The organism is Fibrobacter intestinalis, assembly GCF_900167415.1.
Taxonomy (GTDB): Bacteria; Fibrobacterota; Fibrobacteria; order Fibrobacterales; family Fibrobacteraceae; genus Hallerella; species Hallerella intestinalis.
The window spans coordinates 65880-91376 of sequence record NZ_FUWU01000006.1 but is presented as its reverse complement, the minus strand read 5'-3'; the positions used below and the strand labels follow the sequence as shown (position 1 = coordinate 91376).

The window sequence follows — 25497 nt, the reverse complement described above, 5'->3', positions numbered from 1 at the left end:
TCCCCGAAAATCGCGCTCGCCCTCGTCGCGATGAAATACGTGTTCCACAGCGAGGCGATGCACGCGCACTTGCAAACGGCCATCCGAACGCTCAAGGAACTCCCCCGAGAGGAGGCGGAAAGCTTCATCACGGAAACATTTATATATTTGAAGGCATTGATCCCCTCGAAGGAAAAGGAGGAACTCAAAATGGACTTCATCAAGACATCCGAAGCCTACGGCTACGAGACCATCGCCGAAGCCGAAGAAAAGGCCCTCGCCGCAAAATACGAGGAAGGTCGTGACGAAGGAATTGAAATCGGTGTTGAAAAAGGTATCGGGATCGGCATGGAAAGGGGACGGGAAGAGGGTAGAGAGGAAGAACGGCGGGAAATAGCGAAAGCTCTTAAAAACAATGGAGCATCTCTAGACCTCATCGCGAATGTTTCAGGCCTTTCCGAAGAAGAAATCCGAAATTTGTAACTCATATTTTTAGGACTTAAGCCTCGCTTTCTGCGGGGCTTTTTTGCAACATCTCTCATCAATTGCGCCGAGAGCCCTCCACAGACAATTCCTCTCAGCCGATAAGCTTGTCGAAGTCGATATCAAAAACCTGCTCAGCAATGATATCCGGCTGACGAGCAAGGCGCTGCACATCGCGCGCTTTCGTTTCCCCGCACAAAACCAGAGCAAAATGGCAACCCGAACGAATCGCCAATTCAAAATCGGTATAAAGACGGTCGCCGACAATCAAAATCTCTTCGGGAGACACGAATTCCATCAGCGGCGAAAGCATTTCGGGATTCGGTTTTCCAAAAATGCGAGAAGGTTCGCGCCCCGTCGCCGCCTTGAACATCGCCATAAAACTACCGATGTCCGGCACAGGCCCCAATTCGTCGGGACAGACAAAATCCGAATGCGTCACCCAAAAATCCGCCCCCCGCTCCAGTCGCCACGAGACTTCGCACAGGTCCCGATAATTGAAAGAAGAATGGTAAGCGACCAATACCAATTCCGTTTTATCCATGGGCGCATGGATGTCGAGCATTGGATCTTCGGCGGCGAACCATTCCGAAACTTCCGGGTTGGCAAAGAGATAGACGTTCTTGATGCCGCGCTTGTGGATTTCCGAAAGGGCAAAGGTCATCGCCGAAAGGATGCGGTCCTTGTTCTGCAACGGGAGTCCCATGCGAACAAGACGGTTCATGTAAAACACCAGCGATTTGCTCGTATTGTTCGACATATAATAGACAGGAACTTTTTGCGCCACCTTCTGGACGGTCTGCACAGCCTGCGGATAAGGCTTTCCCGAAAGGTAGAGAGTCCCGTCCAAATCGAATACAACGGCCTTTATTCGCTTCATAGCGCACAATTTAGAATTTATTTTTGGGCTATGAAATCTCCGGATACCCGATTTTATGTTCCCGAACTCGCCAAAGGCGTTCTTCCCCTTTCCGCCGAAGAAAGCGCGCACGCCATTCGAGTTTGCCGCGCTCGCCCCGGCGACATTCTGCAACTGACCGACGGCAAGGGGCACTTGGCAACGGGCATCGTGGAAAAAGCGGATCCGCGTTGCTGCGAAATCCGGGTTGAAAGCATCAAGGAATCCAATCGTCCCAAGCCGCTTCTGCATCTGGGAATCGCCTGTCTCAAAGACGACGGCAACGAAGAAATCGCCCTGCACGTGGGAGAGATGGAAGTCGCGAGCATCACTTTGCTGCGGACGGAACATTCCGAGGAACCCAAAGCTTCCAACCTGCAAAAAGTCGTGCGACGTTGTGAACTCAAAGCCACCGTGAGCCTCAAACAATCCCTGAAAGCCTGGCTTACCGAAATCCGCGGCCCCGTTCCGTTGGAAGAATGGATAAGAAATTACCGCGGGGACATCGTCCTTTGCGATATGGACGGCGAAAGAAATCTGCCGACGCTAGAGAAGGAAACCACGCTGCTGGTAGGACCCGAAGGCGGATTTTCCCCCCGAGAAATCGAACTGGTGAAAAGCTACGCGAACGGCTCCGTACAAATTCTAGGGCTTGGAAAAACGCGTCTGCGGGCACGGACTGCGGCCATTGTCGGCATTGGCAAGTGCGTGTAGAATTTTCCCCTCTAGTCACGAAGTTCCATTTCGACTTGCAGGCTTTTCGGATGAAAACTTTGACGATGTTCCGGCGTCATCCCGAATTTTCGAATTCCATCCAAATGCGCTTTCGTTCCATAGCCCGCATTTTTTTCAAATGCGTAGCCCGGATATTTTAAAGCCAGAGCATCCATGTAGCGATCCCGAAACACCTTCGCCAAAATGGACGCCGCCGAAATGCTCGCCACAAGGGCGTCCCCTTTCACAACGGCAACTTGCGTTTCTGGCGGAACGCCTCGAATTTTCAAATTTCCATCGACAGCAATGACGACCTGAATTCCAGACGGCAGTTTTCCGCTTGAAACGATTGGCAATTCCGGTTCCGAAACAGCGAGACCTTGCACTCCCAATGCGTTCAAAGCCCGGCGCATCGCCAAGAAATCCGCATCCAGAATATTCATCTGGTCGATTTCCCTCACGCTCGCGCTCGCAATCGCATAGCACAGGCATTCCGACTGAATCTGTTCGTACATCGCTTCGCGTTTGATGCGGCTCAATTTTTTGGAATCCTTCAACGCGCTGTCCAGAATCCCTTCTTTCAGCACGGCTGCACAAGCGACGACAGGACCGGCCAACGGCCCCCTGCCCACTTCATCCACGCCGATGATGATTTTTTGGGGATACTCGGACCGAAAAGCCCGCTCGCCCTCTATCGGCGACTGCACGCCTTTCAAAAATTCAGGAGATTTCCATTTCATCGCAAATGCGTTCCAAAACAAATTTTGAATTATTTAGCAGAGGAAAAATTTTCAGCGTAATCTTTCAACGTTTTCCAAAACAAAAGATGTTCCTGCACAAGAACCCGCTTCGCCAATTCTTCCGGCGAATCGGAAGGCATCACGGGAACTTTGACCTGCGCCAAAATCCTGCCCGAATCGTATTGGCTCGAAACCAGATGGATGGTAGCACCCGACTCTTTTTCTTTTGCCGCCAGGACCGCTTCGTGGACGTGTATTCCAAAAAATCCGGCACCGCCATATTTGGGAAGCAAAGACGGGTGCACATTCAAAATGCGATTTTCCATCGTTTGCAAAAAGGAATCCGGAATGCGTTTCATAAACCCGCAAAGCGCAACAAAATCTACGGGAAATTTTTGGACGACCTGCAAAAGGGCTTTTTCGTAATCCCGCTTGTCGGGATGCGTCTTGGAAGAAATATGAAAAACAGGAATGCCCTGTTCCTCGGCAATTTTTACTGCACCACAAGAAGCGTTGTTTGTCACCAAAAAACGGCAAGCACCACCCAAAGATCCATCGTTTGCATGGGAAAGGATGGCTTTGAAATTACTGCCGCCACCCGAAGCAAATACGCCAAAAGTAAACATACCGCAAAGATAACTTTTCTAAATTCCCTTCTGCAATAAAATCAACCATAGGAACATTCGTCATGACATTTGATAAATATCTAGAATCCGCGAAACTCAACGGCAACGTGAAAGAGCTGATGACCAAAGGTCTCGCCGTGGAATTTATTCAGCCGTGGTACACGCCGCTCACCACAACTCCCGCAACGACAGGGATTGCCGTCGGCGGCATCGGAAGCACTTATACGGCAACGCCCGCAGGGACGACACCGGTCACGGGCATCATTCCCGGCATCCAGATTCGCGCCACAAATCCGGACGACCTGCGTCTGCAAAACGTTTTTTTCCGTGAATCCGTCATCCGCAAGAACGCCCCGCTCGCCATCCGCAATTTCTTTGAATTTTCCCGCAAGAATCAGTTCTATGTGTTGAAGGACGCCAATGGGAATCCGCTTTTTTCGGAAAAGAACGAAAAGGACACTCTGAAAAAAATCGAAAAAATTCTCGCCGACAAGAAATTTTTTGAAACCAACAAAGACGCCCTTTACCGCTGGCATACGGAATTCAGCCCGCGCACACAGGCGATGATCGACGCCGGCAAAACGACTTCCCCGGAATTTAACCGTGCCGTCCTTATCGACTTTTTTGACGGCGAGCTCGGCGAAAAAGTGGAACGGAAAGGAGCGCTGACCGCGGCTTTCGGATGCGAAACCGAATTTCTGGGAGAAAAAGGATACGACGCGCAGAAGATGGAATATACTGCGGAATATCCCCTTTCCCGCACAAGATTTTTGGGAAATGCCGACGTCCAAATCAGCCGTTACCAATACAGCTACATCCTGCCGAACAACGAACGCCTTTCGAGCCTGCCCGTCAGCGCAGTCCGCTATGAACTTTACAACCCGACAAAGGATGTCCGGGAAATCACCCTGGTGCAGATGCAGGAAAACTACTGCGGTTACCAGGTGCGCAAGGATCGCGAAGGCGTCCAGGATTCTTCGTTTGTTCTGGTTCCCGTCGCCAAAAATCCGCAGGGCGTTGAATTTAACGAAACCCTCGCCGATGGTCGAGAGGTGAAGGGTGTCGAGTTTTACAACAAGGCTTCCCTTGCCGAAAGCGATTTTGACGGCTGCATGGGAATCAGCGTTGCCTGGAATCCCAAAGACGACGTGAACGTTTCGACAAAGCCTCTCTTTTACCGGAACGACCAAGAGACGGTTCTCGCAGGCGCACTGCAAAGCGGTCGAGTATCCAAGACCTTTGTGAAAAACGTTTACAGCGGTCGGGAAACCGTCGCCGGCGCCATCGCCGTCACCATCCGTTTGAAACCCCACGCCAGAACGCGGGTGCAGTTCAACACGGTTCTCGATTTTGCACACATCCGTTTCCAGGGCAAAGAAAATCTGAAAAAATACACGGTGTTCTTCCCGGAGCCTTATGGCCGAGTCCGCGCGATGCTTTCCGAAGCTCTCAACTTCGACGCCGAATTTGAAAAGACTTTCGGCGAAGCGTTCCACGCCCTCACCCCCGAAAAAGCGCTTTCCAAACTTTTCCCCAAAGACAAAAAGAAGCAGGCGGAATTCCGCAGCCTAGCTTTGAACACACTCAGCTTCATTCCCGAAGCGACAGTCTGGGACAAAGACGACAATTTCCTCGTTCGCGAATGCGCCGACTATCCGTTCTTCAATTCTCTCGACGTTTACTTCTACGGCAGCTTCTCTCTGCTGGCGTTGATGCCCCGACTGGACGGCGTCGTGATGAAGCGTTTCGCCGACGCGATTCTGGCAAGCGATTCGAATGTCCGCAGGCATCACGAATATGTAAACCATCCCTTTGCCGATCTGCCGGAAGCCAAACTCGAAGGCCCCCGCGCAGTGACCGGAGCCGTCATCCATGACCTCGGCAGTCCTTTTGACCCGGCACCCGACGCCTACGACTGGCACAACGTTAAAGAATGGAAAGACCTTGCCCCCAAATACGTTCTGATGGTTCTCCGTCATTACAAATTCACCGGGAACAAAGAAGTTCTGGAATCCTGCAAGGATGCGGTCTATGCCTGCATGGAATACCTGGAAAAGATGGTCGATGAAGGCCAGAATTTCCCGCTGACCCACGGCACCGACGACACCTTCGACAACCTTTCTTCCAACGGCATTTCCGTCTATTGCGGATCCCTCTGGATCGCCGGACTCCGCGCGGCAGCAAAAATCGCCGAACTCGTCGGCGACAGTTCCCGCGCTATCGCCTGGAACCAAAAAGCCGACGAAGCCGAAGCGGAATTCCACGAAGCGCTCTGGGACGAAAACGAAGGCTATTTCCATTTCTTTGCCACTCCGATTGAAGCCAAGGACGTGAACTTTGAACATTTCGACAAAGTGGTCGAAGCGCTCGCAGACGAAATTCCCCTTTCCGGTTCCGACGCTCAAAAGCTGAGCGAACTCAACCACTGGGTAAACTACTCGGAAATTCCCGACGACGTGAATCTCTCCAAGCGGGAACTGCGCCAATTCAAAAAAGAATTTCTGCTCGGTTCCGCTCCCGAAGCTTTCACCGAATCCTTCCGGGCCAAGCTGGAATTGGATTGCGACGATGTGTTTGCAGACTCCATGCTCGCCGACACCTACTTGCGCTTGCTCGGGCTGGAACCGCTGACCGATTTTGACAAAGCCGCTCGAACTTTGGATCGGATCTACAAGACGAATTACAAAGCGAACACGCCACTCCTCGGTGCCGCGAATCTTGTTCACAAAGACGGTTCTCCTTTGGACGAGTTCAACTTCCAGGCCCACGACGTGTGGATTGGCATCCAATACAGCATTGCCAGCGGTATGATTCTCCACGAAGAATTTGACAAGGCTCGCGACATGGTGAACAGCATGATCCAGAACCTTTACGAAGAAGCGAAAATTCCGTTCGCCGCTCCAGAAGGATTCAATGGAAGCTGCCGCCTCCACGAAGACGTCCTTGTCAAAGCTGGAGTTTCGGCAACCGCCGCCAAGACGCTGATTGCCGAGCTCGTCAAGAAGGGCGCACTCCTCGCCGATCAGCGGGTTTCTCCCAAACTTCCGAAGAATCTTGCCGCATTCAAAAAGGCCTACGGCCCTCTCGCCAAAAAAGCCAAAATCGCTGAAGAGGATTTGTTCACCGTTCTGCACAGCACGGCGCTCAAATACACCGCCGGAAAATATTTCCGCCCGGGCATGGTGTTCGCCCTCTTCGACGCCTTGAAATAACAGAAAAAAGGGCTTTACTTTTCCACGACCTTTCCGGGAATTTCCCGCAAAAGGCCGTTGTGAAAAGGGTCCTTTTTCCCCAGCTCCAGATGGTAAAACATCTGCTCCACCAATTTTTCCGTATTGCAGTCGAACGAATCCAGCCGCAGCAAATAGCTTTCGGCAGAATTGTCAAATCCGACGAGATACGGAATTTCTTTTAAAGCGCCCTCTTCTTCCAGTTCGCGCAAAAGTCCGGCGACTTCATCGTTAACAGTCACCCAGGGAATTTGTGTTGGCGCGTCTTTCAACAGCTTTTTCAAAATCCCCTTTTCTATTTTCCTCGCCCGAATATCCACGCTGAATTTCGGACCTTTTTGACTCGCCAAACAGCGAAAATCCCAAGGACTGGCATGCCTTTCATCGATACAGGGAACCATGTCCAGCCCGCATTCTTTCAACCCTTGCAAACGGTCCATAGACCAGGAACTCGCATGATAGGGAGAAATGTAAACCGCTCGAGAAAAACCTTTTTGAAGCAAATGCTTTCCCACGACGATTCCCGGATTTTTTCCAAAAGCGGAATTAAAAAACATCCATCCCGCCTTTTTCAAAAAAGTCCCGTCCAAATCCGAATGCGGATGCTCCCACCAAACTGAAATCGGAAAACCGGCGGAAATCAAGGCATTCAAAAGCTTTAACGGCTTTTGCACCAGCAGCGTCGAAACCATCGCCCCGACTGCACGGGGAAAATCCGAAAGAGAACGAACGCAGCCATTTCTATCTACAAAACGCCCCGATTTTTCGTCAAAACCGAGAAGCCGCAACTGATAATGCTTTTCTGCACCTAGCCGATAAGCGCAACGCAAAAAATCCATTTCCCGTTCGCTGACAGGATGAAAAGCGCCCCAAGAAGTCGAACGCGTGATAAAGAGGATTTCCGACTCCGACTTTTTCCCCTGCTTCGGAAAAGTATAACGCCGTTTTCCTTCGCGAACAAGAAAGCCCCTTGCGCAAGCATCCCGCAAACATCGCTCCAACAAGTACGGCGAAACCCGATAGCGATCCGCCAATTCCTTCTTGGACGGCAACGGCATATTCGAAGAAAAAACTCCCGAACGGAGATCCGACTGAAATTTTTCCCAAAGGGTTTGCCGCCCATCGGGACTCGGCACTTCGATTTTCACCCGCTGCCGCTTTCCCCAAAAAGTTCCTCGCCCCGGGTCCGAATACACCAGACCTTGCGCCTTCAAAAGAGCAATCGCATTTTGAACCGTTCCCGAAGCGGCACGCATCGTCTGCATCAAAATTCTTATCGAAGGCAGCCTATCGCCATCTTGATGCGGCATTTCCAAAAGGGATTTGACTATCTCGTCTTTCACTTTTCATTTCCTTCACCAAAGCCGTTTTTAGAAGTCGCCAAACTCGAACCTCACTTCAAAATGGGCAACGCCATAAACTCAAAATGGACAACCGGATTTTTACCAACCATCCAAGCACAAGCTAAAATTTCATCACGAGAACCGTGATGTCATCCGCCAAAGCCGCACCGTGGGCAAAATTCTTCAATTCGTCCAGCAAGGCAATGCGAATTTCTTCGGACGAAAGCCCGTGATACTTTTCCACAAACGCCTGCAATCGCGAAAGCCCGAACATTTCCCGTTTATCGTTCACCGCTTCCGTGACGCCATCCGTATAAAGCAGCACCATATCGCCCGACTGCACCAGCAACGACTTTTCGCGAATTATCTTGCTGTTGTCATCGATCATGCCAAGGGCAATTCCCCCGCTCTTGATGGTGTCCAGACGATTCTCCTTTTGCCGGAAATGCAAAATGTGCTCGTGCCCGCAGCTCGTATAATGCAGAGCCTTGGTGCGCGGGTTCCATTCAAAAAAGAGGAGCGACGCGAACATCGTTTCTGCGATGCGGCCCGAAAGCTCCGCGTTCACATTGACAAGTGCCCGATAAGTATTCACAAAGTAACGGCACTCCGCATGCAAAAAAGCGTAGAGGGTCGTCATCACCATTCCTGCGGGAACGCCCTTCCCCGAAACGTCTCCGATGACAATTCCCAAATTTCCGTTCGGCAAAGTCAAAAAATCGAAATAATCGCCGCCGATTTCCTTGGCTGGAGTCATGGAACCCGAAAGCGAAATGCCCTCGAACTGCGGAATCCGATGCGGCAAAAGTCCCGACTGGATATGAAACCCCAACTGCAACTCCGCCTGGGTCCGCGCCTGATTCTGGCGTTCTAGAACCGCTTCGTTCGCCTTGAGAATCATCGTCGCATAATGCGCAAAGTTCTGTACCAAGTAGTAATCGCTTTCCGAAAAATAGCGTTCATAGAGTTTATTTTCCACCACGAGAACGCCCAAAAGCTGCTGGTTGAAATTCAACGGTTCCACGATGACCGACCGAATATTCGCCGCCCGGCTTTCCAAAGAAAGAATGCGAGAATCCTGATTGGCATAAGGGATGAACGCACCCGTCTGCGACATTCCGCAAGTCCAAATGATATTGTCCGGTTCCGTAATATTCTGCGCAAGCGCAATTTCCCGAAGCGCTTCGACATGGGTGAAGCTCATCTCGTTGCCGCGGGTCAGCGGGAAAAAAACGCCGTAGATATCCGAGCAGCGGAAAAGGCCGTTCTGTTCGTCCCACACATAGATGGCCGCGGACTTGGCATCAATACCCTCGGCCAGGTTTTCCAAAAAATGCGCCAAAGATTCATGCAAATCCGAAAAGTCATTGACCGTCTCCCCCATTTTCGCCACAATTTTATGATTGACCTTGCGCTCTTCGTCGTGCGCGGCAATAAGCCTATCCTTGTGCGCAATCCAATTGCGATACCTGCGGGCGAAAACATACGCAATCTGAAACAGGAAAAAAAGGCGGAATACGGGCAGAACCAAAAAAACGGACAAGATGAAAAAGCCATAGACCAAATGCAGACGAGGCTTGGGATAATACGACATCGATGAATACAACCGGTCGAAATAAAAAGCGAGAAGCGCCGTCGCAAATAGAGGAATCAAAAATATCGGAGAATCGACACAATAGGAAGAGAGAATCAAAATTGCGGAATAGACGACAAGGGCAGTGCAACCTTTGAGTATGTAGGTATTTTGAATCGGCTCCTGGGACTTACGGTTTTCTTCCTGAATAAAAAGAAGGGTGAAGGCAAAAATCAAAAGCAAATCCCCTAGCGGGACAAGCGGGCGGGTTTCGGGAAGCGGAGCGATAAAACGGGCGACAACCCCATGCCACACAAAAAAAACAACCGAAAAAGCAAACCAGAACCACTGCCGACCAGATGGCCGCCTTCCATGCATTTCCACAAGCATCATAAACAAAGGAAATGCCGAAATCAGCGGAATCAGCGAATATAAAATTTTCTCTAGCACGCTTCAAAAGATAATTAAAAACGCCTTCGGAAGAAAAAGAAAAAAGGGGGCGTTGCCGTAAGAAAATCAAATATGCAGAGCAAAATCCCGAATCCAGCTGCGGTGATTTTCCGAAGCGATTTTTTGCAATTTTCCAGCGATTTCTTTGCCAAATTTCGTAGCCATCTTTTCCGGGGCAGGAATAATGCCGACCCTTCCCAAATCCAGACGATCCGCATCGTAGCAAGTGTCAATCGTCGCATCACCGGAAGCATTTTCCGTCGTATGAAAACGGCAGGCGTGCAACAACTGCGCAAACCGCTCTTCGTCCAAATCAAAAAAATGCTCGGCCCGAAGCTTTTCGGCGTATTCCGCTCCGTATTTCCCATGGAATTCGTCGTAGTCGTCGGAAACCCGGCGAGAATCGTGAAAAAGCGCAAACAGTCGGATAATCGTTTCATCGGCGTGCGTTTTTTTGGCGAGCATCAAGCCGTTGAACTCCACCTGGTGCCAATGCTCCAGCCCGTGAAGGGAAGAATCCCCGTTGAGGCGATTGTCATAAACGTAATCTTCCAGAACCGTAAAATGAATGGACGTCCTTTCACTTGGCATAGTGCGCCTTCAGTTCCGTCAAAGTCTGCAACGCCTGCAACGGCGTCATCTCTTCCGGCTTCAAACGCCGGAGTTCTTCCAGCAAAAGCTGCGTGTCTTCATCCGGGGAAGCGAACATATCCACTTGCGGCTGTTCCCGCATTTTTTCCACCTGCTTGGCATCGCTGGGATCGATATGCGACTTTTCCAGACGGAGCAAAATTTTCCGGGCCCGCCGAACCACTTCGGAAGGAAGCCCCGCCATTTCGGCGACATGAATGCCATAGCTGGAATCGCAAGCCCCCGCCAGAATCCGATGCAAAAAAATGAGCTTGTCGCCATCTTCCCGGACAGCGATCTGATAATTGCCCGCATGTTCCAAAGAATCCGCCAATGTCGTCATTTCATGGTAATGCGTTGCAAACAAAGTAATCGCTGCGCGTTTCGGATTGTCGTGAAGAGTTTCAAAAATCGCCCAGGCGATGGAAAGCCCGTCAAACGTGCTGGTTCCCCGACCGATTTCGTCCAAAAGTACCAGGCTCTTTTCTGTCGCATTGCGCAAAATGTTCGCCGTTTCAATCATTTCCACCATAAAAGTGGAAAGACCGCGGGACAATCTGTCGCTGGCACCAACGCGGGTGAAAATGCGATCTACAACGCCGATTCTCGCCGATTCCGCAGGCACGAAAGAACCGATTTGCGCCATCAGCACAATCAATCCCGTCTGCCGCAAGTAAGTGGATTTACCCGCCATATTCGGTCCCGTAATCAGCATTATGCGATGTGCATCGGGAGACAGGGAAACGTCATTCGGAACAAAAGCCAAGTCCGGATTCGCCGAAACGATGACCGGATGAAAACCGCCCCGAATTTCGATGCCGGTTCCTTCAAAGACTTCCGCGCGCACATAGCCGCGCTTGCGAGCCGCCACCGAAAGGCTGAAAAACGCATCCGTTTCCGCAACAGCTTCGGCGATTTGCTGCAGTTCGTGACGCTCGGCATTCACCGATTCGCGAAGGCGGCAAAATATGCGGTATTCCGCATCGTGAATGCGACTTTCCGCACTAGAGATAATCGTTTCGCACTCCTTCATTTCGGGAGTAATGTAACGTTCGGCGTTCACCGTCGTCTGCTTGCGGATATATTCCGGCGGAATTTTGTCCGAATGGATTTTGGAAACTTCGATGTAATAGCCGAAAACCCGGTTGTAGCCGACCTTCAAAGTGTTTACTCCCAAGCGTTCCCTTTCCCGCGCTTCAAGAGAAGCAATCCATTCCCGCCTATCCTGAATTTCCGCATTCATCCTATCCAGTTCTGCATCCGCTCCGACGCGAATCATTCCGCCTTCTCGTACGGTAATGGGCAACTCGTCGTTGAGAATTTTCAAAATATCGTCGCCCTTGCCCTCGGCGGACAAAAGCGTTTCGGCAAGAGCGTGGAAAATCGGCGATTTCAAAGACGAAAGCGATTCGGCAACCTTGACTGCCTTGGAAAGCGATTTGCCCAAACCATAAAGATCCCGGGCATTTGCACGACCGCTGCCGACACGCCCCAAAAGGCGTTCCATGTCCAGAATTTCTCGCAGAGCCAATTTGAGTTCATCCAGAACAATCGGATTTGCAACCAGTTCCGCAATCGCTTCAGAACGCTCTTCAATTTTCCGGACAGAAATCAGCGGGTGCGAAATCCATTCGCGAAGCCTTCGCCCCCCCATCGCCGTCACCGTATAATCCAGTACGGATATCAGCGTACTGCGGACATCGTCTACATTCAGCGGGCGCACCAGCTCCAAGTTACGAAGGGTCGATGGATCCAGAACCATGTATTCGCCCAAATCCAGAAGTTCCAAATGCGTAATGTGCGAAAGCTCCGATTTTTTCTGATCGATCAGATACCAGAGAATCGCTCCGGAAACCCGCGTCTTTTCAACTTGCCCGTCCAAGCCCAACGATTCCAGGCTGGTTACTTTAAAATGATTTTCAATGACTTCCGACGCCCGCTTCCATTCGTAATGCTCTTCGGCGACCGTCGTCAAAAGAATGTTTTCGCTGCGAGCAAATTCTACAATGGATTGCGGCAAATCCATTCCCGCCGGGACAAGAATTTCTTTGGGCATTCTGCGGGCGAGTTCGCTTTCAAAATTCGGAATCGGCGATTCGGAAACCGCAAAATATCCCGTCGTCACATCGGCAAAGGAAAAAGCAATCGTATTTTTTTGAGGAAGAATCGCGCAAAGATAGCTGGCGGCCTTTGCATCCAGAATCGCTTCGTTCATCGAAGTTCCAGCGCTGATGATTTCTACAATCGCGCGCTTGACAATTCCCTTGGCGAGTTTCGGATCTTCCACCTGTTCGCACACCGCCACTTTGTAGCCCGCAGCAACCATCTTGGGAAAATATCTTTCGGAAGCGTGATGCGGAAAACCGCAGAGCGGCGTATTTCCCGAAGTCCCGTTATTCCGGCTGGTCAGAGTCAGCCCCAAAATTTTAGAAGCGATTTCGGCGTCATTTTCAAAAAGTTCAAAGAAATCGCCCATTCTAAAAAACAAAATGCAGTCGGGATTCTGAGCCTTAATCTCGTAATACTGCTTCATCAATGGTGTGCAACTCACGACGTCCCCATAGAAAGTTCAATTTGCGAAGGATTAGAAACCGGCGGTTTGGGCGAATCCGGCTTATCGTTTTGCGCATAATTAGGAACTATCTCGTTGGCATTCAAAAGATCCTGGAATTCTCGCAGACGCGGCAAATCTTCAGGAATCTTGTTGATGCCGAAATACTTGAGAAAATCCTCCGTAATCACATAAGTATAAGGATTGCCGATGGTTTCCGCCCTGGCGCCCAGAGCGATCAACTTCTTTTCCAACAGACTTTTCAACGGCCCGTCGCAAGCAACGCCTCGAATTTTTTCCAGCTCGGCTCGGGTAATCGGCTGATTATACGCGACAATCGAAAGCGTTTCCAAAGCGGCCTGCGAAAGTCGGCGCAAATTTGCATCCGGAAACAATTTGCGAACCCACGGATAATATCGGGCGCGGGTACGAAAGCGGTAGCCGCCAGCCTGTTCCACAATTTCAAAAGGAGAATCCATCCGGTTCAAACTGTCATTGGCCAATCGAAGTGCTTCGGCAACGGTTTTGGAATCCAAAAAATCGCCGATAATTTCTTTCAGTTTTTTGAGGGTCACCACATCCGGAGACGCAAACACCAACGCCTGCACAATACGCGCCAAATCTTCGTTCGATTCAATTTTAGGAAGCTCGGCGGCTTCTTCGCTGTCCGCTTTCAATTCTTTGGATACATCTTCTACCATGCCGCTAATGTAGGAAATTTTAGCGAAAAAAAATCAAGATTTCCCATTAGAAACCTTGATTCCTCGTTTCTCTCGCCGAAGTGCGAAAACGCTTAAATGCCGTCGATTATCGCATTGAATTGTGCAACGGGACGCATCCATTTTTTCAGAGCGTCCGGATCCGTCACATAGTAGCCGCCGACATCCACAGGAACGCCCTGCGCCTTTGCCAAAGCATCCACAATTTCCGTTTCGCCCGCTTCCAAGGCTCTTGCGACCGGAGCAAAATGCGCCGCGATGGCCATATCGGCAGTCTGCGCAGCCAGTTCCCGCGCCCAATACAACGCCAAATAGAAATGAGAACCGCGATTGTCGAGTCCACCGAGTTTGCGTTCCGGAGTGCGATTGTTTTCCAGAATTTTTTCGTTCGCTTTATCCAGCGCATCGGCAAGCACTTTCGCCTTTGGCGTTCCCACTTGTTCCAAGGAAGCAGCAAAAGCAAAATACTCGCCCAAGGAATCCCAGCGCAAATAATTTTCGGCAAGGAATTGCTGAACCTGCTTCGGAGCGCTTCCGCCAGCTCCCGTTTCAAACATTCCGCCGCCCGCCATCAACGGAACAATGGAAAGCATCTTGGCCGAAGTGCCGACTTCCAAAATCGGGAATAAATCCGTCAGATAGTCCCGCATCACATTGCCTGTCACCGAAATAGTGTCCAAGCCTTTTTTAGCACGAGTCATGGTTTCAAAAATCGCATCCGTCGGCGAAAGAATCGAAATGGAAAGGCCTTCCAAATCGTGTTCCTTCAGATATTTTTCCACTTTCTTCCGGATTTCCATATCGTGGGCACGTTGCGGATCCAGCCAGAAAATTGCAGGCATCTTGGCAGTCCGGGCGCGATTCACGGCAAGCTTTACCCAATCGCGAACAGGAGCGTCTTTCGTTTGGCACATCCGGAAAATATCGCCCTTTTCCACTTTCTGCGCAAGCAGAATTTTGCCTTCGCCATTGACGGCGCGAATCTCGCCTGCTCCCGTGGCAATAAACGTTTTGTCGCTGCTTCCGTATTCCTCGGCACCTTGAGCCATCAAACCCACATTTTGAACCGTCCCCATCGTGCTAGGGTCGAAAGCTCCATTCTTTTTGCAAAATTCGATGGCCGTGTCGTAAATACCCGCATAGCAGCGATCCGGAATGCAGGCTTTAACTTCCTGCAATTTACCTTCCTTATTCCACATACAGCCGGAATTACGGATCATCGCTGGCATCGAAGCGTCGATAATCACGTCGCTCGGCACATGCAAATTCGTAATCCCCTTGGTGGAATCGACCATCGCCAAATCCGGTCCCTGCGCCAAAGCCGCATCGATTGCCGCCTTGACTTCTTCTTCCCGAGGATTTCCCGAAAGGCGTTTGTAAAGATCGCCCAATCCATTGTTCGCATTGACACCCAATTCCTTGAATAAATCCGCATAACGGTCAAAGACGTCTTTAAAGAAAATGCGTACAAATGCACCGAACATCACGGGATCGGAAACTTTCATCATCGTCGCTTTCAAATGCACCGAGAAGAGCACGCCCCGTTTTTTGGCATCGTCCATCTGTTCCGCGATAAAACGCTCCAGACTTTTCATGCGCATCACCGTGGAATCCAAAATTTCACCTGCGAGAAGCGGCTTGGCCGGGCGCAATTCCTTCACTTCACCCGATTCCGAAACAAATTCAATTTTAAAAGAATCCGCTTCGGACAAAGTCACAGAAGTTTCATTTCCATAAAAATCATCCGCGGTCATACTCGAAACATGAGTCCTGACCGATTCATTCCAAACGCCGTCGGAATGGGGATGCTTGCGGGCGTAATTCTTTACGGCTTGCGGAGCCCGGCGATCCGAATTTCCTTGACGAAGAACGGGATTCACCGCAGAACCTTTGATCTTGTCATAGCGAGATTGGATTTCTTGCTCTTCGGCGTTTTTCGGTTCATCAGGATAATCCGGAACGGCGTAACCATTCTTTTGAAGTTCAGCAATCGCCGCCTTGAGCTGAGGAAGCGATGCGGAGATATTCGGCAATTTAATGATATTGGCTTGAGAATCTTGCGTAAGCTTTCCCAAAAAGTCCAAGTCGTCGGAAACAGGCATTTTAAAAAACGACGTTTCTGCGGGCAAACGTTCTGCAAAAGCCGCTAAAATACGCGCACCCAAAGAGATATTTTTTGTTTCCACATCGATATTCGCCACTTTAGCAAAAGAGCGGAAAATAGGCAAAAGAGATTGAGTTGCCAAAAAGGGAGACTCGTCGGTAAGGGTATAATAGATCTTGGTATTCATGTTTCAAAGATAAAAACTTATGCGCAATCCCTATCTTCAATGCGGCCTTTTTTTTGCAAAGGACAAGAAACTTTTACAATTATGTAAATTTCAACCCCTTCTAAACGAGTCCCCAACCCAAGCCTCTCGAATGCAACTTTTTAAAAATGAATTTTTAGAAGAGATCCCCTCCCTTCTGAAAATACTTTCGTCCGAGTTCGCTTATCAAGCCGTCCGTAAGCCCCAAATTCGGAACCAGAATTTGCTTGGCGCCGCTGCATTTGGCGATTCTTAAAAAAATTTTGGCCGCAGGTTCTATCACGTCGGCACGATCGGATTTCAAATCATACAGGCGCATCCGCTCTTCAATTTCCATCTTGTGGATTTTTTGGTAGAATTTCTCCAGTGTTTCAATGGGGATTACGTCGTCGTCTTTTCTCGATTTTGAAACGATGCGGTAAATTTTACCGATGTTTCCGCCGGATCCGATAATAGTCAGGTTGGAACACTCCTGCGTGATCTCCCGCAATTCCTTTTCCATTTTTTTCAACTCTTCCCCATCGGCGTTTTCCTTTAGCAGTCGAATAGCACCCACATTGTAAGAAGCGTTTGCAATTTTGATGCCGTCCATCATCAAGGCGATTTCTGTAGATCCTCCACCCACGTCCACAAATAAAAAATGGCCTTTCAGTTGCAACAGATTCAAATGGTTTTCATAGATAATCCGGCTTTCTTCCTCGCCGCTGATCAGTTCTATTTTCAGCTTGGATTTTTGACGTGCCAGCTCTAAAACTTCCCGATTGTTTTTGGCTTCCCGCATAGCACTAGTGGCGCAAGCCTTGTAACACTGGACGTTATAGGCTTTCATCAGATGGGCGAAAGCTTGCATCGTGTGAACAAAATGGGATTTTTTTTCGTCGGAAATTTTTCCGGAAGAAAACACGTCCATTCCCAATCGGAGCGGAATCCGCAAAAACAAAAGTTTGGAGAAGTGAATCCCATCCTTTTCCTCCGAAAGGGATTTAATCAAAAGCCTTGCCGCGTTGGAACCGATATCGATTGCCGCCAGATTCAACGTTTTCTCTGTCATTTATTTTCCTTTTTATAAAAATCGTAAAGCTTTTCTTGGGAACGGAAATTTTTGCCCTCGGGATTTTCAACGCTAGAGTTTTTTCCAGAGCCATCGACAATGCGACCCTGCTTGGAATCCTTCAGCCCAAAGGTGACGATGCGCTTCAAATCCTGCTTCAACAATTCATCGTAAACGGGTGCGAGAACTTCAATGCGTTTATCAAAATTTCTGAGCATCCAATCGGCAGAACCGATAAAGTATTTTTCATCGTCGCCGTTGCAAAAAATCAATATGCGGGAATGCTCCAGATACCGGTCGATAATCCCTTGGAATCGGATATTTTCACTGACTCCAGGAATTCCTGTCATCACCGAGGAATTGCCGCGGACAAGCATTTGAATGGAAACGCCGGCATTGGAGGCTTCGTACAATTTCTTGATGATTTTCAAATCCACGACATGATTGATTTTTCCAAGGATGTAGGCGTTTTTTCCTTCCCGTTTGTTCTTGATTTCTACATCGATCAAATGCAGGAGTTTTTTGCGCATATCGTTTGGGCTGACGATTAATTCCTTGAATTTGACAGGTTTGTATGGTCGTTCAATAAAATCGAAAACTTTGGACACTTCGCTTACAATATTTTTTCGGGAAGTCATCATCAAAAAATCGGTATAAACTTTGGCGTTGCCTTCGTGGAAATTTCCCGTAGAAATGACAGCGACGCTTTTTTGCTTGGATTCGATATAGGTGATTTTGCTGTGGATTTTAAGACCTTGCACGCCGTAAATCACGCGGATTCCCGCTTCGTTCATCTTTTTGCCCCAGTTGATGTTGGAAGTTTCGTCGAAGCGTGCCAAAAGCTCGATAACGACCGTCACTTTTTTCCCGTTTTGCGCCGCACACATCAGAGCCTGAATCACCTGGGAATCCTTTGCCAGCCGATAGAGTGTAGTCTTGATGCTCTTGATTTCCGGATGAATCGCCGCTTCCCGCAAAAGCTGGATATAAGAATCGAAACTGTGATAAGGAACGTGAATAAAGCGGTCTCTTTCAGAAACCAGTTGAAGCATACTCTCGCTTTCAAATTCCTTTTTGCGAATCGGTTGCCAAAGGGGATATTTCAAGTCTTTTCGGCCACAATCGGGAAACCGAATCAAATCCTTGTGATTCTGGTATCTTCCCGAAGCAAGTACCGTATCCAGATTATCGATTTTCAATTTCTCCAGCAGTTTTTCCAAAGCCTTTTTGGGCATGCTGTTGTCATAAAGAACGCGAATCGGTTCGCCCTTTTTCCGGTTCTTGACACCTTTGGAAATTTCTTGCACAAAACCTGTCGAAAAATCGTTGTCGATTTCGATTTCGGCGTCTTTCGTAAATTTGAAAGAATATGCGGAAAATGTTTTAAATCCCATTCCCTGAAAAACGTATGGCAGACAAACTCGCACCACATCGTCCAAATACATAAGGCAAATTTTGTCGTTTTTATCTGGAAGTCGGATAAAGCGTCCAAATTTAGAAACAGGCAATTCCATAAGAGCGAATTTTTCATCGGCTTGCACTACCAAATGTACGCAATCATCCGCCGTATTGCTTAGACCTTTTAACGTATTCAGCCAAACCGGAGAAATATAGCCGCTCAATTTTTCATAATACAATTTTTGAATAAACTCTTGCTGTTCGCCGTTTAATTCCGTTTCTTTCAGAAGAAAAATTTTTTCTGCTTTTAAGGCGTTTTGCACTTGCAAGATAGTTTGTTCGTATTCCTTGGCGTATTGTTTGTTCAGCGTATTGACAATTTTCAAAGTCTGGCAGACTTTGGCATATTCCGACTTGCTTTGCTTTTTGGCGTATTCCTTAAAACGGTTGAGGGAGGCCATGCGAACTCGAAAAAATTCGTCCAAATTATTGGAGTAAATGCCGAGAAAAGAAAGGCGTTCCAGCAGGGGTACCGATTTCTTTTGCGCTTCTTCCAGAATGCGATGGTTGAAAAACATCCAGCTGACATCCCGTTCAATTGTGTAATTTTCAAAATTCATCTTTTTCATCATGCCTTAAAGATAAAAGGCAAGTGAAAAAATGAAGTGTTTTTGTTGAAAAGGAAATGAAAAGAATTTGTAAAATCTATTTGGAAATTGGGACGTTGTTTATGTAGTTCTAAAGAATGTGATGACCCAGGTGTTGCGGGGGATATGGCGTTTTGCTAAGCGTTCTTGTATTTCTACAAGTTGTTTACAAATTAACACTTAGGGGTGAGGATTTCTTTTTGTAAGAGGGAAACTCTTTTTCAAAATGGGCATTTTCTTTCACAGGATGAATTTCTTCTCGCAGACTGCGAGGCACTTTGCATTCTGGCTAGCCGTTTCTCCTATACTTCCAACCGATCCCTGCCCTTCGATAAACTCAGGGACCGCCGGTTGCTGAGCCAGTCGAAGCACAGCTGCCGCTGGTTAGTGCACAGCTCTGTAACCGCCTGTCGAACTAGTCGAAGGGCACTAATCACTAGTCGCTAACCAAGCAAATTGGGAGAGTTGATAAGCAGATGCTAACCTTGCTAGAAATCCGCAAACTTTTAGAATGGGGCGGTGCCTAGGTCGGTATCGCCTTGTTTTATTTTGGCGAGTAAGGGGAGATTCGTCATTTCCTGCATCATGAAGATATTATCGTCTTCCATTTGCAGGTTGCCGCTTGCGCCGTAGCGATTCACGATAATTCCTCGAATTTCAAGTTTTTGCTGACGAGCGTATTCAACGGTCAAAACGCAGGCGTTTATGCTTCCGAGAGCAGCGGTAGTCACAATCAAAAGCGGAAGATTTACCGTTTTCATAATATCCGTCAGAAAAATTTTTTGGCCGGCGATATCCGGGACGATTTTCTCGCATGCCGACGCCGCATCAGCTTCGTCATAGCGTATCGGGCAAATGATTCCACCGCTGCCTTCTACGAACATAAATTCATGGCGGCCATCTGCCGCGTTGAAATCTTCCTTGACCTTGGAAAGTTCCACCGGATTGCCTTCCTTGCGGGCAGCCAGATGAGGGGAAACAGCTTCCTTATAGATGTAACTGACCAGCTCTTCCTGGGAGTCGGGAAGACCTGCAATTCGCTTGACGTAATCGGCGTCGCCAGCGACCCATTTGCCGTTTATATATTCCGCGCCGCTTAAAGCCGCCTTGTAATAGCCCGCATCGATTCCCGATTCCCGCCATTTTTTGACCAGAAGAGCGGTGACAAAAGTTTTACCGACATCCGTGCCCGTCGCTGTAACAAAATATCCGTTTTTCATTTCCTTTGTATGCAATCCTTATTCATGAAATTCATCATCGCCATCGCTAGACGGCTGAGGTTCACATTCGCCAATCAAACGAATCGCTTCGCAAATCCTATCCACTTCCGCATCGGTCGTAATCAACGGCGGCATCGTGTAAACATAATTGCAGAACGGTCGCAGCCAAATTCCCGTATTCCGAATAATTTTCAAAACGTCTTCCGCAGAGGGCTTCGCTTTCAATTCCAAAACGCCTATCGCCCCAAGAACTCGCACGTCTTTTGCATTTTCAAGATTTCGCAACGGCAAAAGATTTTGCTTTAAGCGCTTTTCAATGCGGGCAACTTCCGAACGGTAATCCCTATTTGCAAACAAATTCAGCGAGGCGATTCCAGCCGCACAAGCGAGAGGATTCGCCATATAAGTCGGGCCGTGCATAAACGCCGAAATTTTACTCTCCGTGATGGTTTCCGCCACCATTTCCGAAGCCACACATGCAGCAAGCGTGATGCTTCCTCCTGTAAGAGCCTTGCCTATGCAAACAATATCCGGCAAAACGCCCGCATGTTCCATCGCAAATCGCGGTCCCGTTCGATAAAACCCCGAAGCGATTTCATCAAATATCAATAGAATGCCTTTTTCATCACACAGTTTTCGCAAGCGTTTCAAATACTCCGCATGGTAAAGCCACATGCCGTTCCCGCCCTGAAAAACCGGTTCGCAAATCACAGCGGCAATTTCCTTTTCGTGCAAAGCGACAACTTTTTCCATCGACTTAAAATCCGCTTCGTCAAAAGCACCGTCCGCCCGCGAACAGGGACGCTCCGCAAAATAATGTTGCGGCATAATTCCCCGAAAGAGCATGTGCATTCCATCTGGATCGCTCAAAGCCATAGCGCCCGCCGTATCGCCATGATAACCACCTTTGAGTGCCACCAATTTGCACTTTTCCGGATGACCTTTGGCATATTGATACTGAACCGCCATTTTTGCCGCGCATTCCACAGCAATGCTTCCCGAGTCCGCATAAAAAATTTTATTCAACCCTTTCGGCAAAAACGAGACCAGCTTTTCTCCCAATTCAATTGCCGGTTCATGCGTAAATCCGCCGAACATCACGTGGCACATTTTTCGACTCTGCGCCTGAATCGCTTCGACTATCTCGGGAGCGTTATGCCCATGAGCCATGCACCACCAACTTGAAACCGCATCAATCAATTCCAGGCCTTCTGCCGTCTGGATTTTGGTCCCCTTCGCCGAGAGCGCTAAAAAACGGGCAGGCGTTTTCCGCAAAGCCGCATACGGATGCCAAAGATATTCATTATCAAATTGAAGAAGTTCTTTCATTTGCCTATACCAAAATGGCGTTTAAAAATTCTTTCAACAGAGCGTTCGCCTGCGGAATGTATCGTTTTCCCGCAGCAAGCATTTGCTCCTTTGTCTGCACATATTTTGCTTTTGAAGAAATCGCCGACTCTAATTCATCCGCCGCATTTTCCCACAACGCCCGCATGGATTCCTCCGTCGTTTCCAGATGGAATTGCAGCCCCATCATTCGACCGATTTTAAAAGCCTGATTTCGGCATCCTTCGCTATACGCCAAGGGCATCGCATATTCCGGAATATCAAAAGTTTCCCCATGCCAATGAAACACGTTTATCGAAAATCCGTTTTCAAAAACAACCGGAAACCAGCCGATTTCCTTTTCCGGATTCTGCCGAATCGGAGCGAAGAAAGCATTCGCCAAAATCTGTGCGCCTAGACAAATTCCCAACAAGGGTTTATTCGCTGCAAACATTTCACGGCAAAACTGTTTTTCTTTGGCAAGAAACGGATATTCACTTTCGTCCAGTGCACTCATGGGGCCGCCCAGCAGGACTGCAAAATCCACATCGGCGGCTTGCGGAAGTTCTTCGTCGGCATAAAGCCGAACCAGATGGACGTGATGTCCGAGGGATTCCAAATAAGGGAGAATGGCACCGGATCCTTCAAATGCAACATGCTGAAATATATAGGATTCCATGCTTGCAATATAGAAATCACGCCTTTGAATGAAAAGAGCAGCACTTTCCAAACTTGGAAACGGAGACAACAATGAAAATGTCTATAAAGCCTTATAAATCATCAAGAAAGCATTGCACGTTGTAAAAATCGCCAGTTGAAAATTCCCGATAAAAATTTTGCAAACAAAGTACCTTTTCAAAATCGAGAGTCCACTGTACACAAAAAAAGACCCGGCGCAACACCGAGTCTTTTTTCATTCCGGGCGAGTCCGTTCAGAACCCGCTCGAGAAGTCAATCTTACTGAATACGCTTCATCATGATGCGGCGGTTCAGTTCGCGGCCTTCTGCAGTGCTGTTGTCTGCAATCGGATCCGCTTCGCCCATACCGACAGCTTCCAAACGGCCCTTGTCAACGCCGTTCTTCACCAGTTCGGTGACAACCGCATTGGCACGCTGTTGAGAAAGCTTCAAGTTCGCGCTTTCCTTACCGCGGTCATCCGTATAACCGAGGATCTGGTAGCGTTCGTTCTTGCGTTCTTTCGAATTCAGGTTCTTGGCCAGTTCGCGGAGAGTTCTCTTCGAATTGGCGGTGAGTTTCGACTTGCCGCTCGAGAAGTAAACTTCCAGCTTGATGTCTTCCATCGGGCAACCATCGGCTTCTTTAGCTCCCGCTTCATACGGGCACTTGTCAAGACCCACGCACTTGCCAGCGAATGCGTCAAGCATTCCCTTCTGCGTCACCCAAGGATCGCAAACGCCGTCGTTATCGGAGTCCGGATTATCCAGCGGGCAACCGTTGTTCGAAACGGAACCAGAATCCAGCGGGCACTTGTCAAGGCCAGCGCACTTGCCGACGAACGCGTCAAGCATTCCCTTCTGCGTCACCCAAGGATCGCAAACGCTGTCATTATCGGAGTCCGGATTATCCAGCGGGCAGCCATTGTTCACGACGGAGCCGGAATCCTGCGGGCACTTGTCAAGACCCGAGCAGACATCCTTGAACACATCGAGCATTCCCTTCTGCGTCACCCAAGGATCGCAAACACCATCCTTATCGATGTCCGGATCTTCTGTCGGGCAACCGCCAGTCGCCAGAGGACCGGCTTCATTCGGGCACTTATCGACGCCGGTGCAAACGCTCTTGTAATCATCGAGCATATCCTTTTCAGAGACCCACGGAGAGCAGACGCTGTCCTTATCCGGGTCCGGATTTTCCAGCGGGCAACCATCATTCTCAACCGGTCCGTATTCCGCCGGGCACTTGTCGACGCCCTTGCACTGTTTTACGTTCGGGTCGGTCGGATTTTCAAAGAAGTAGCCAAGGCCCTTCTCCGTCACCCATGCGTCGCAGAGACCGTCGCCATCCACATCCGGATCAGGCCACGGGCAACCCTTGTTAGCCACAGGACCCGCTTCACCCGGACACATATCGTAACCCTTACAAACATCGGCAAAGTCCGCAAGGCGGCCTTCGTCCGTTACCCACGGAGAGCAAATCGAGTCTTGATCCGGGTCCGGATTCTTGGAGGGGCAACCGTTGAACGCAATGTCGCCAGCTTGGCTCGGGCATTCATCGATTCCTTCGCAAACACCCTTGAATTGCGCCAACATATTCTTTTGCGCTACCCACGGATCACAAACTCCATCGGCATCGACATCCGGATTATCCAGCGGACAGCCGTCCGAACCATTCCCCGGTTCGTTCGGGCATCTGTCAATCCCTTCGCAAATGTCAGCAAATTCCGCATGCAAGCCTTTTTCTGCAACCCAAGAATCGCAAATGCCGTCTTCATCCAAGTCGGGATTCGCCCAAGGGCAACCGTCATTGCGCTTGTCGCCAGCTTCATCCGGGCACTTGTCTTCGCTATCGGGAACGCCGTCACCATCCCTATCCGGGTCGATGAGGAAGCCAGACCAGGTAATGCCGCCAAAGCCGTAAGCCGAGGGCGTTGTGCGGGTCTTGTAGCGCCACACTTTTTCCTGTGTGCCATTGGAATTATGGTGAGAGCCGTCATGAGAGAATCCGCCCGAAACCGGGGCCTTCGTATAATCTTTGGAAATGGCGAAATGACCGCCGACCTGAAGGTCTAGATGGGAGCCGATATGGAACACCAGACCCACAGAAGCTTCGTTCATACCCATATTGTCGATAATCTTGTAGTCGCCGTCGGCAATATCCATGTAGTATTCACCGAAAATCGAGACGACAGGCAGCGGATAAACTTCCATGCCCACGGCAAAGGAGAAGAAATTCGGGAATTCGTCGTTGCCGACCGTAAAACGGTAACCGCCGTTCAAATGGAAAAGGAGCGGAGCCGCATCAATTTTGCGAAGGTCCATCGTCACAGCAGCGGTCGTGCGGAAAATGGACTGGTTCGAGCCAAACGCATACCCGACACCTTTATCCTTATTGATATAATCCGGACGACGAATCCAGATGCCGCGCTTGTTCGCATCGGTCGTCGGGAAGTCCGCGCCTAAAACAAGAGCGATGTCAAACATCTGGTCTTCGGGAAGAGGAGCGCGGAACTTCAAACTGGCACGCAAATTACCCAAATAACCCTGATTGGCAGCATCGCCCGCAGAAATTTTATTGCCATTCTCATCCGTATAGGAATCGAATCCGATATGGTCATAATAATACGGCAGCATAATGGACACGTCCACAATTTCGAACATGCCAAACGCCATACCGATATAGGCACTTCCGCCATAATATTCGGCAATACGGTTACGACCGGTATTGGAATAGTATTCCCCGTCGTCAAAAATGCCCTTGTCATTGGAAATGTCTCCCAAAACGGTGATTCCCAACTGGCCATGTTTCATCGACTGAGCCGAATAGGTTTTGTCAAAGCCGAGCTGCGCGTCCCGGTTAAAGGTTTCATGAGCAAAAGCTACTGAAACCGATAATCCAAGCAGCGCTAAACACTTGATACCTTTTTTCATT

The 25497-nt window shown here is 49.2% G+C and carries 17 protein-coding genes and 1 pseudogene; 3 read left to right on the top strand and 15 right to left on the bottom strand.

Features of this window, described 5'->3' with window-relative positions; all coding sequences use genetic code 11:
* Positions 1 to 462, top strand: a pseudogene (locus tag B5D40_RS15540) (hypothetical protein); the annotation flags it as partial.
* A gap of 94 nt (positions 463 to 556) precedes the next feature.
* On the opposite strand, the gene B5D40_RS03055 reads toward B5D40_RS15540, so the two are convergent.
* Positions 557 to 1342: an HAD-IIA family hydrolase gene (locus tag B5D40_RS03055; protein WP_073306093.1), complete on the bottom strand. Its 786-nt coding sequence runs from the start codon at positions 1340 to 1342 to the stop codon at positions 557 to 559.
* A 30-nt stretch (positions 1343 to 1372) separates the two neighbouring features.
* Between B5D40_RS03055 and B5D40_RS03050 the strand changes: the two genes are divergently transcribed.
* Positions 1373 to 2074, top strand: a complete 702-nt coding sequence (locus tag B5D40_RS03050) for an RsmE family RNA methyltransferase (RefSeq protein WP_078775716.1) — start codon at positions 1373 to 1375, stop codon at positions 2072 to 2074.
* 11 nt (positions 2075 to 2085) lie between these two features.
* On the opposite strand, the gene B5D40_RS03045 is transcribed toward B5D40_RS03050, so the two are convergent.
* The gene (locus B5D40_RS03045; protein WP_073306094.1) at positions 2086 to 2814 is read right to left on the bottom strand and encodes a ribonuclease HII; all 729 of its coding nucleotides are present in this window, start codon (positions 2812 to 2814) and stop codon (positions 2086 to 2088) included.
* A 29-nt stretch (positions 2815 to 2843) separates the two neighbouring features.
* Complete coding sequence (gene purN / locus B5D40_RS03040; protein ID WP_078775715.1) at positions 2844 to 3440, bottom strand: phosphoribosylglycinamide formyltransferase; 597 nt, start codon at positions 3438 to 3440, stop codon at positions 2844 to 2846.
* 62 nt (positions 3441 to 3502) lie between these two features.
* Here purN and B5D40_RS03035 point away from each other — a divergent pair, with 62 nt between their 5' ends.
* Positions 3503 to 6652 carry a GH116 family glycosyl hydrolase gene (locus tag B5D40_RS03035; protein ID WP_078775714.1) on the top strand — a complete coding sequence of 1050 codons (3150 nt, stop codon included), beginning with the start codon at positions 3503 to 3505 and terminating at the stop codon, positions 6650 to 6652.
* 14 nt (positions 6653 to 6666) lie between these two features.
* Here the strand turns inward: B5D40_RS03035 and B5D40_RS03030 are convergent, their stop codons facing one another.
* The 12 genes from B5D40_RS03030 to B5D40_RS02975 form a co-directional block, all read right to left on the bottom strand.
* Complete coding sequence (locus B5D40_RS03030) at positions 6667 to 8013, bottom strand: GntR family transcriptional regulator (protein ID WP_078775713.1); 1347 nt, start codon at positions 8011 to 8013, stop codon at positions 6667 to 6669.
* A 121-nt stretch (positions 8014 to 8134) separates the two neighbouring features.
* On the bottom strand, positions 8135 to 10036 hold the full coding sequence (locus B5D40_RS03025; protein ID WP_078775712.1) for a GAF domain-containing SpoIIE family protein phosphatase: 1902 nt from the start codon (positions 10034 to 10036) through the stop codon (positions 8135 to 8137).
* 66 nt (positions 10037 to 10102) lie between these two features.
* Entirely contained in the window at positions 10103 to 10627 is a 525-nt protein-coding gene (locus tag B5D40_RS03020) for an HD domain-containing protein (protein WP_078775711.1), read from the bottom strand.
* Positions 10617 to 13217 (bottom strand): DNA mismatch repair protein MutS, encoded by a 2601-nt coding sequence (mutS, locus tag B5D40_RS03015; RefSeq protein WP_143394342.1) that lies wholly within the window; start codon positions 13215 to 13217, stop codon positions 10617 to 10619. The genes B5D40_RS03020 and mutS overlap by 11 nt, the downstream gene beginning before the upstream one ends.
* Positions 13214 to 13918 carry an SMC-Scp complex subunit ScpB gene (gene scpB / locus B5D40_RS03010; protein ID WP_078775709.1) on the bottom strand — a complete coding sequence of 235 codons (705 nt, stop codon included), beginning with the start codon at positions 13916 to 13918 and terminating at the stop codon, positions 13214 to 13216. The genes mutS and scpB overlap by 4 nt, the downstream gene beginning before the upstream one ends.
* Before the next feature lie 92 nt (positions 13919 to 14010).
* Positions 14011 to 16227, bottom strand: a complete 2217-nt coding sequence (locus B5D40_RS03005) for an NADP-dependent isocitrate dehydrogenase (protein WP_078775708.1) — start codon at positions 16225 to 16227, stop codon at positions 14011 to 14013.
* A gap of 154 nt (positions 16228 to 16381) precedes the next feature.
* The gene (locus tag B5D40_RS03000) at positions 16382 to 17296 is read right to left on the bottom strand and encodes a Ppx/GppA phosphatase family protein (protein ID WP_078775707.1); all 915 of its coding nucleotides are present in this window, start codon (positions 17294 to 17296) and stop codon (positions 16382 to 16384) included.
* Positions 17293 to 19326 carry an RNA degradosome polyphosphate kinase gene (locus tag B5D40_RS02995; protein WP_198950990.1) on the bottom strand — a complete coding sequence of 678 codons (2034 nt, stop codon included), beginning with the start codon at positions 19324 to 19326 and terminating at the stop codon, positions 17293 to 17295. The genes B5D40_RS03000 and B5D40_RS02995 overlap by 4 nt, the downstream gene beginning before the upstream one ends.
* Positions 19327 to 19847: 521 nt before the next feature.
* Complete coding sequence (bioD, locus tag B5D40_RS02990; RefSeq protein WP_073306066.1) at positions 19848 to 20561, bottom strand: dethiobiotin synthase; 714 nt, start codon at positions 20559 to 20561, stop codon at positions 19848 to 19850.
* Positions 20562 to 20579: 18 nt separating this feature from the next.
* Positions 20580 to 21890, bottom strand: a complete 1311-nt coding sequence (gene bioA / locus B5D40_RS02985; RefSeq protein ID WP_078775705.1) for an adenosylmethionine--8-amino-7-oxononanoate transaminase — start codon at positions 21888 to 21890, stop codon at positions 20580 to 20582.
* Between the two features lie 4 nt (positions 21891 to 21894).
* A complete protein-coding gene (locus B5D40_RS02980) occupies positions 21895 to 22566 on the bottom strand; it encodes a type 1 glutamine amidotransferase (RefSeq protein WP_073306064.1) in 672 nt (223 codons plus the stop codon).
* Positions 22567 to 22844: 278 nt separating this feature from the next.
* Positions 22845 to 25496, bottom strand: a complete 2652-nt coding sequence (locus B5D40_RS02975) for an OmpA family protein (protein WP_078775703.1) — start codon at positions 25494 to 25496, stop codon at positions 22845 to 22847.
* Position 25497 lies beyond the last annotated feature (1 nt).

Coding starts and splice junctions, on each gene's coding strand:
- B5D40_RS03055 (WP_073306093.1), bottom strand. CDS start 1,342: ATGAAGCGAATAAAGGCCGTTGTATTCGATTTGGACGGGACTCTCTAC.
- B5D40_RS03050 (WP_078775716.1), top strand. CDS start 1,373: ATGAAATCTCCGGATACCCGATTTTATGTTCCCGAACTCGCCAAAGGC.
- B5D40_RS03045 (WP_073306094.1), bottom strand. CDS start 2,814: ATGAAATGGAAATCTCCTGAATTTTTGAAAGGCGTGCAGTCGCCGATA.
- purN (WP_078775715.1), bottom strand. CDS start 3,440: ATGTTTACTTTTGGCGTATTTGCTTCGGGTGGCGGCAGTAATTTCAAA.
- B5D40_RS03035 (WP_078775714.1), top strand. CDS start 3,503: ATGACATTTGATAAATATCTAGAATCCGCGAAACTCAACGGCAACGTG.
- B5D40_RS03020 (WP_078775711.1), bottom strand. CDS start 10,627: ATGCCAAGTGAAAGGACGTCCATTCATTTTACGGTTCTGGAAGATTAC.
- scpB (WP_078775709.1), bottom strand. CDS start 13,918: ATGGTAGAAGATGTATCCAAAGAATTGAAAGCGGACAGCGAAGAAGCC.
- B5D40_RS03005 (WP_078775708.1), bottom strand. CDS start 16,227: ATGAATACCAAGATCTATTATACCCTTACCGACGAGTCTCCCTTTTTG.
- B5D40_RS03000 (WP_078775707.1), bottom strand. CDS start 17,296: ATGACAGAGAAAACGTTGAATCTGGCGGCAATCGATATCGGTTCCAAC.
- B5D40_RS02995 (WP_198950990.1), bottom strand. CDS start 19,326: ATGATGAAAAAGATGAATTTTGAAAATTACACAATTGAACGGGATGTC.
- bioD (WP_073306066.1), bottom strand. CDS start 20,561: ATGAAAAACGGATATTTTGTTACAGCGACGGGCACGGATGTCGGTAAA.
- bioA (WP_078775705.1), bottom strand. CDS start 21,890: ATGAAAGAACTTCTTCAATTTGATAATGAATATCTTTGGCATCCGTAT.
- B5D40_RS02980 (WP_073306064.1), bottom strand. CDS start 22,566: ATGGAATCCTATATATTTCAGCATGTTGCATTTGAAGGATCCGGTGCC.
- B5D40_RS02975 (WP_078775703.1), bottom strand. CDS start 25,496: ATGAAAAAAGGTATCAAGTGTTTAGCGCTGCTTGGATTATCGGTTTCA.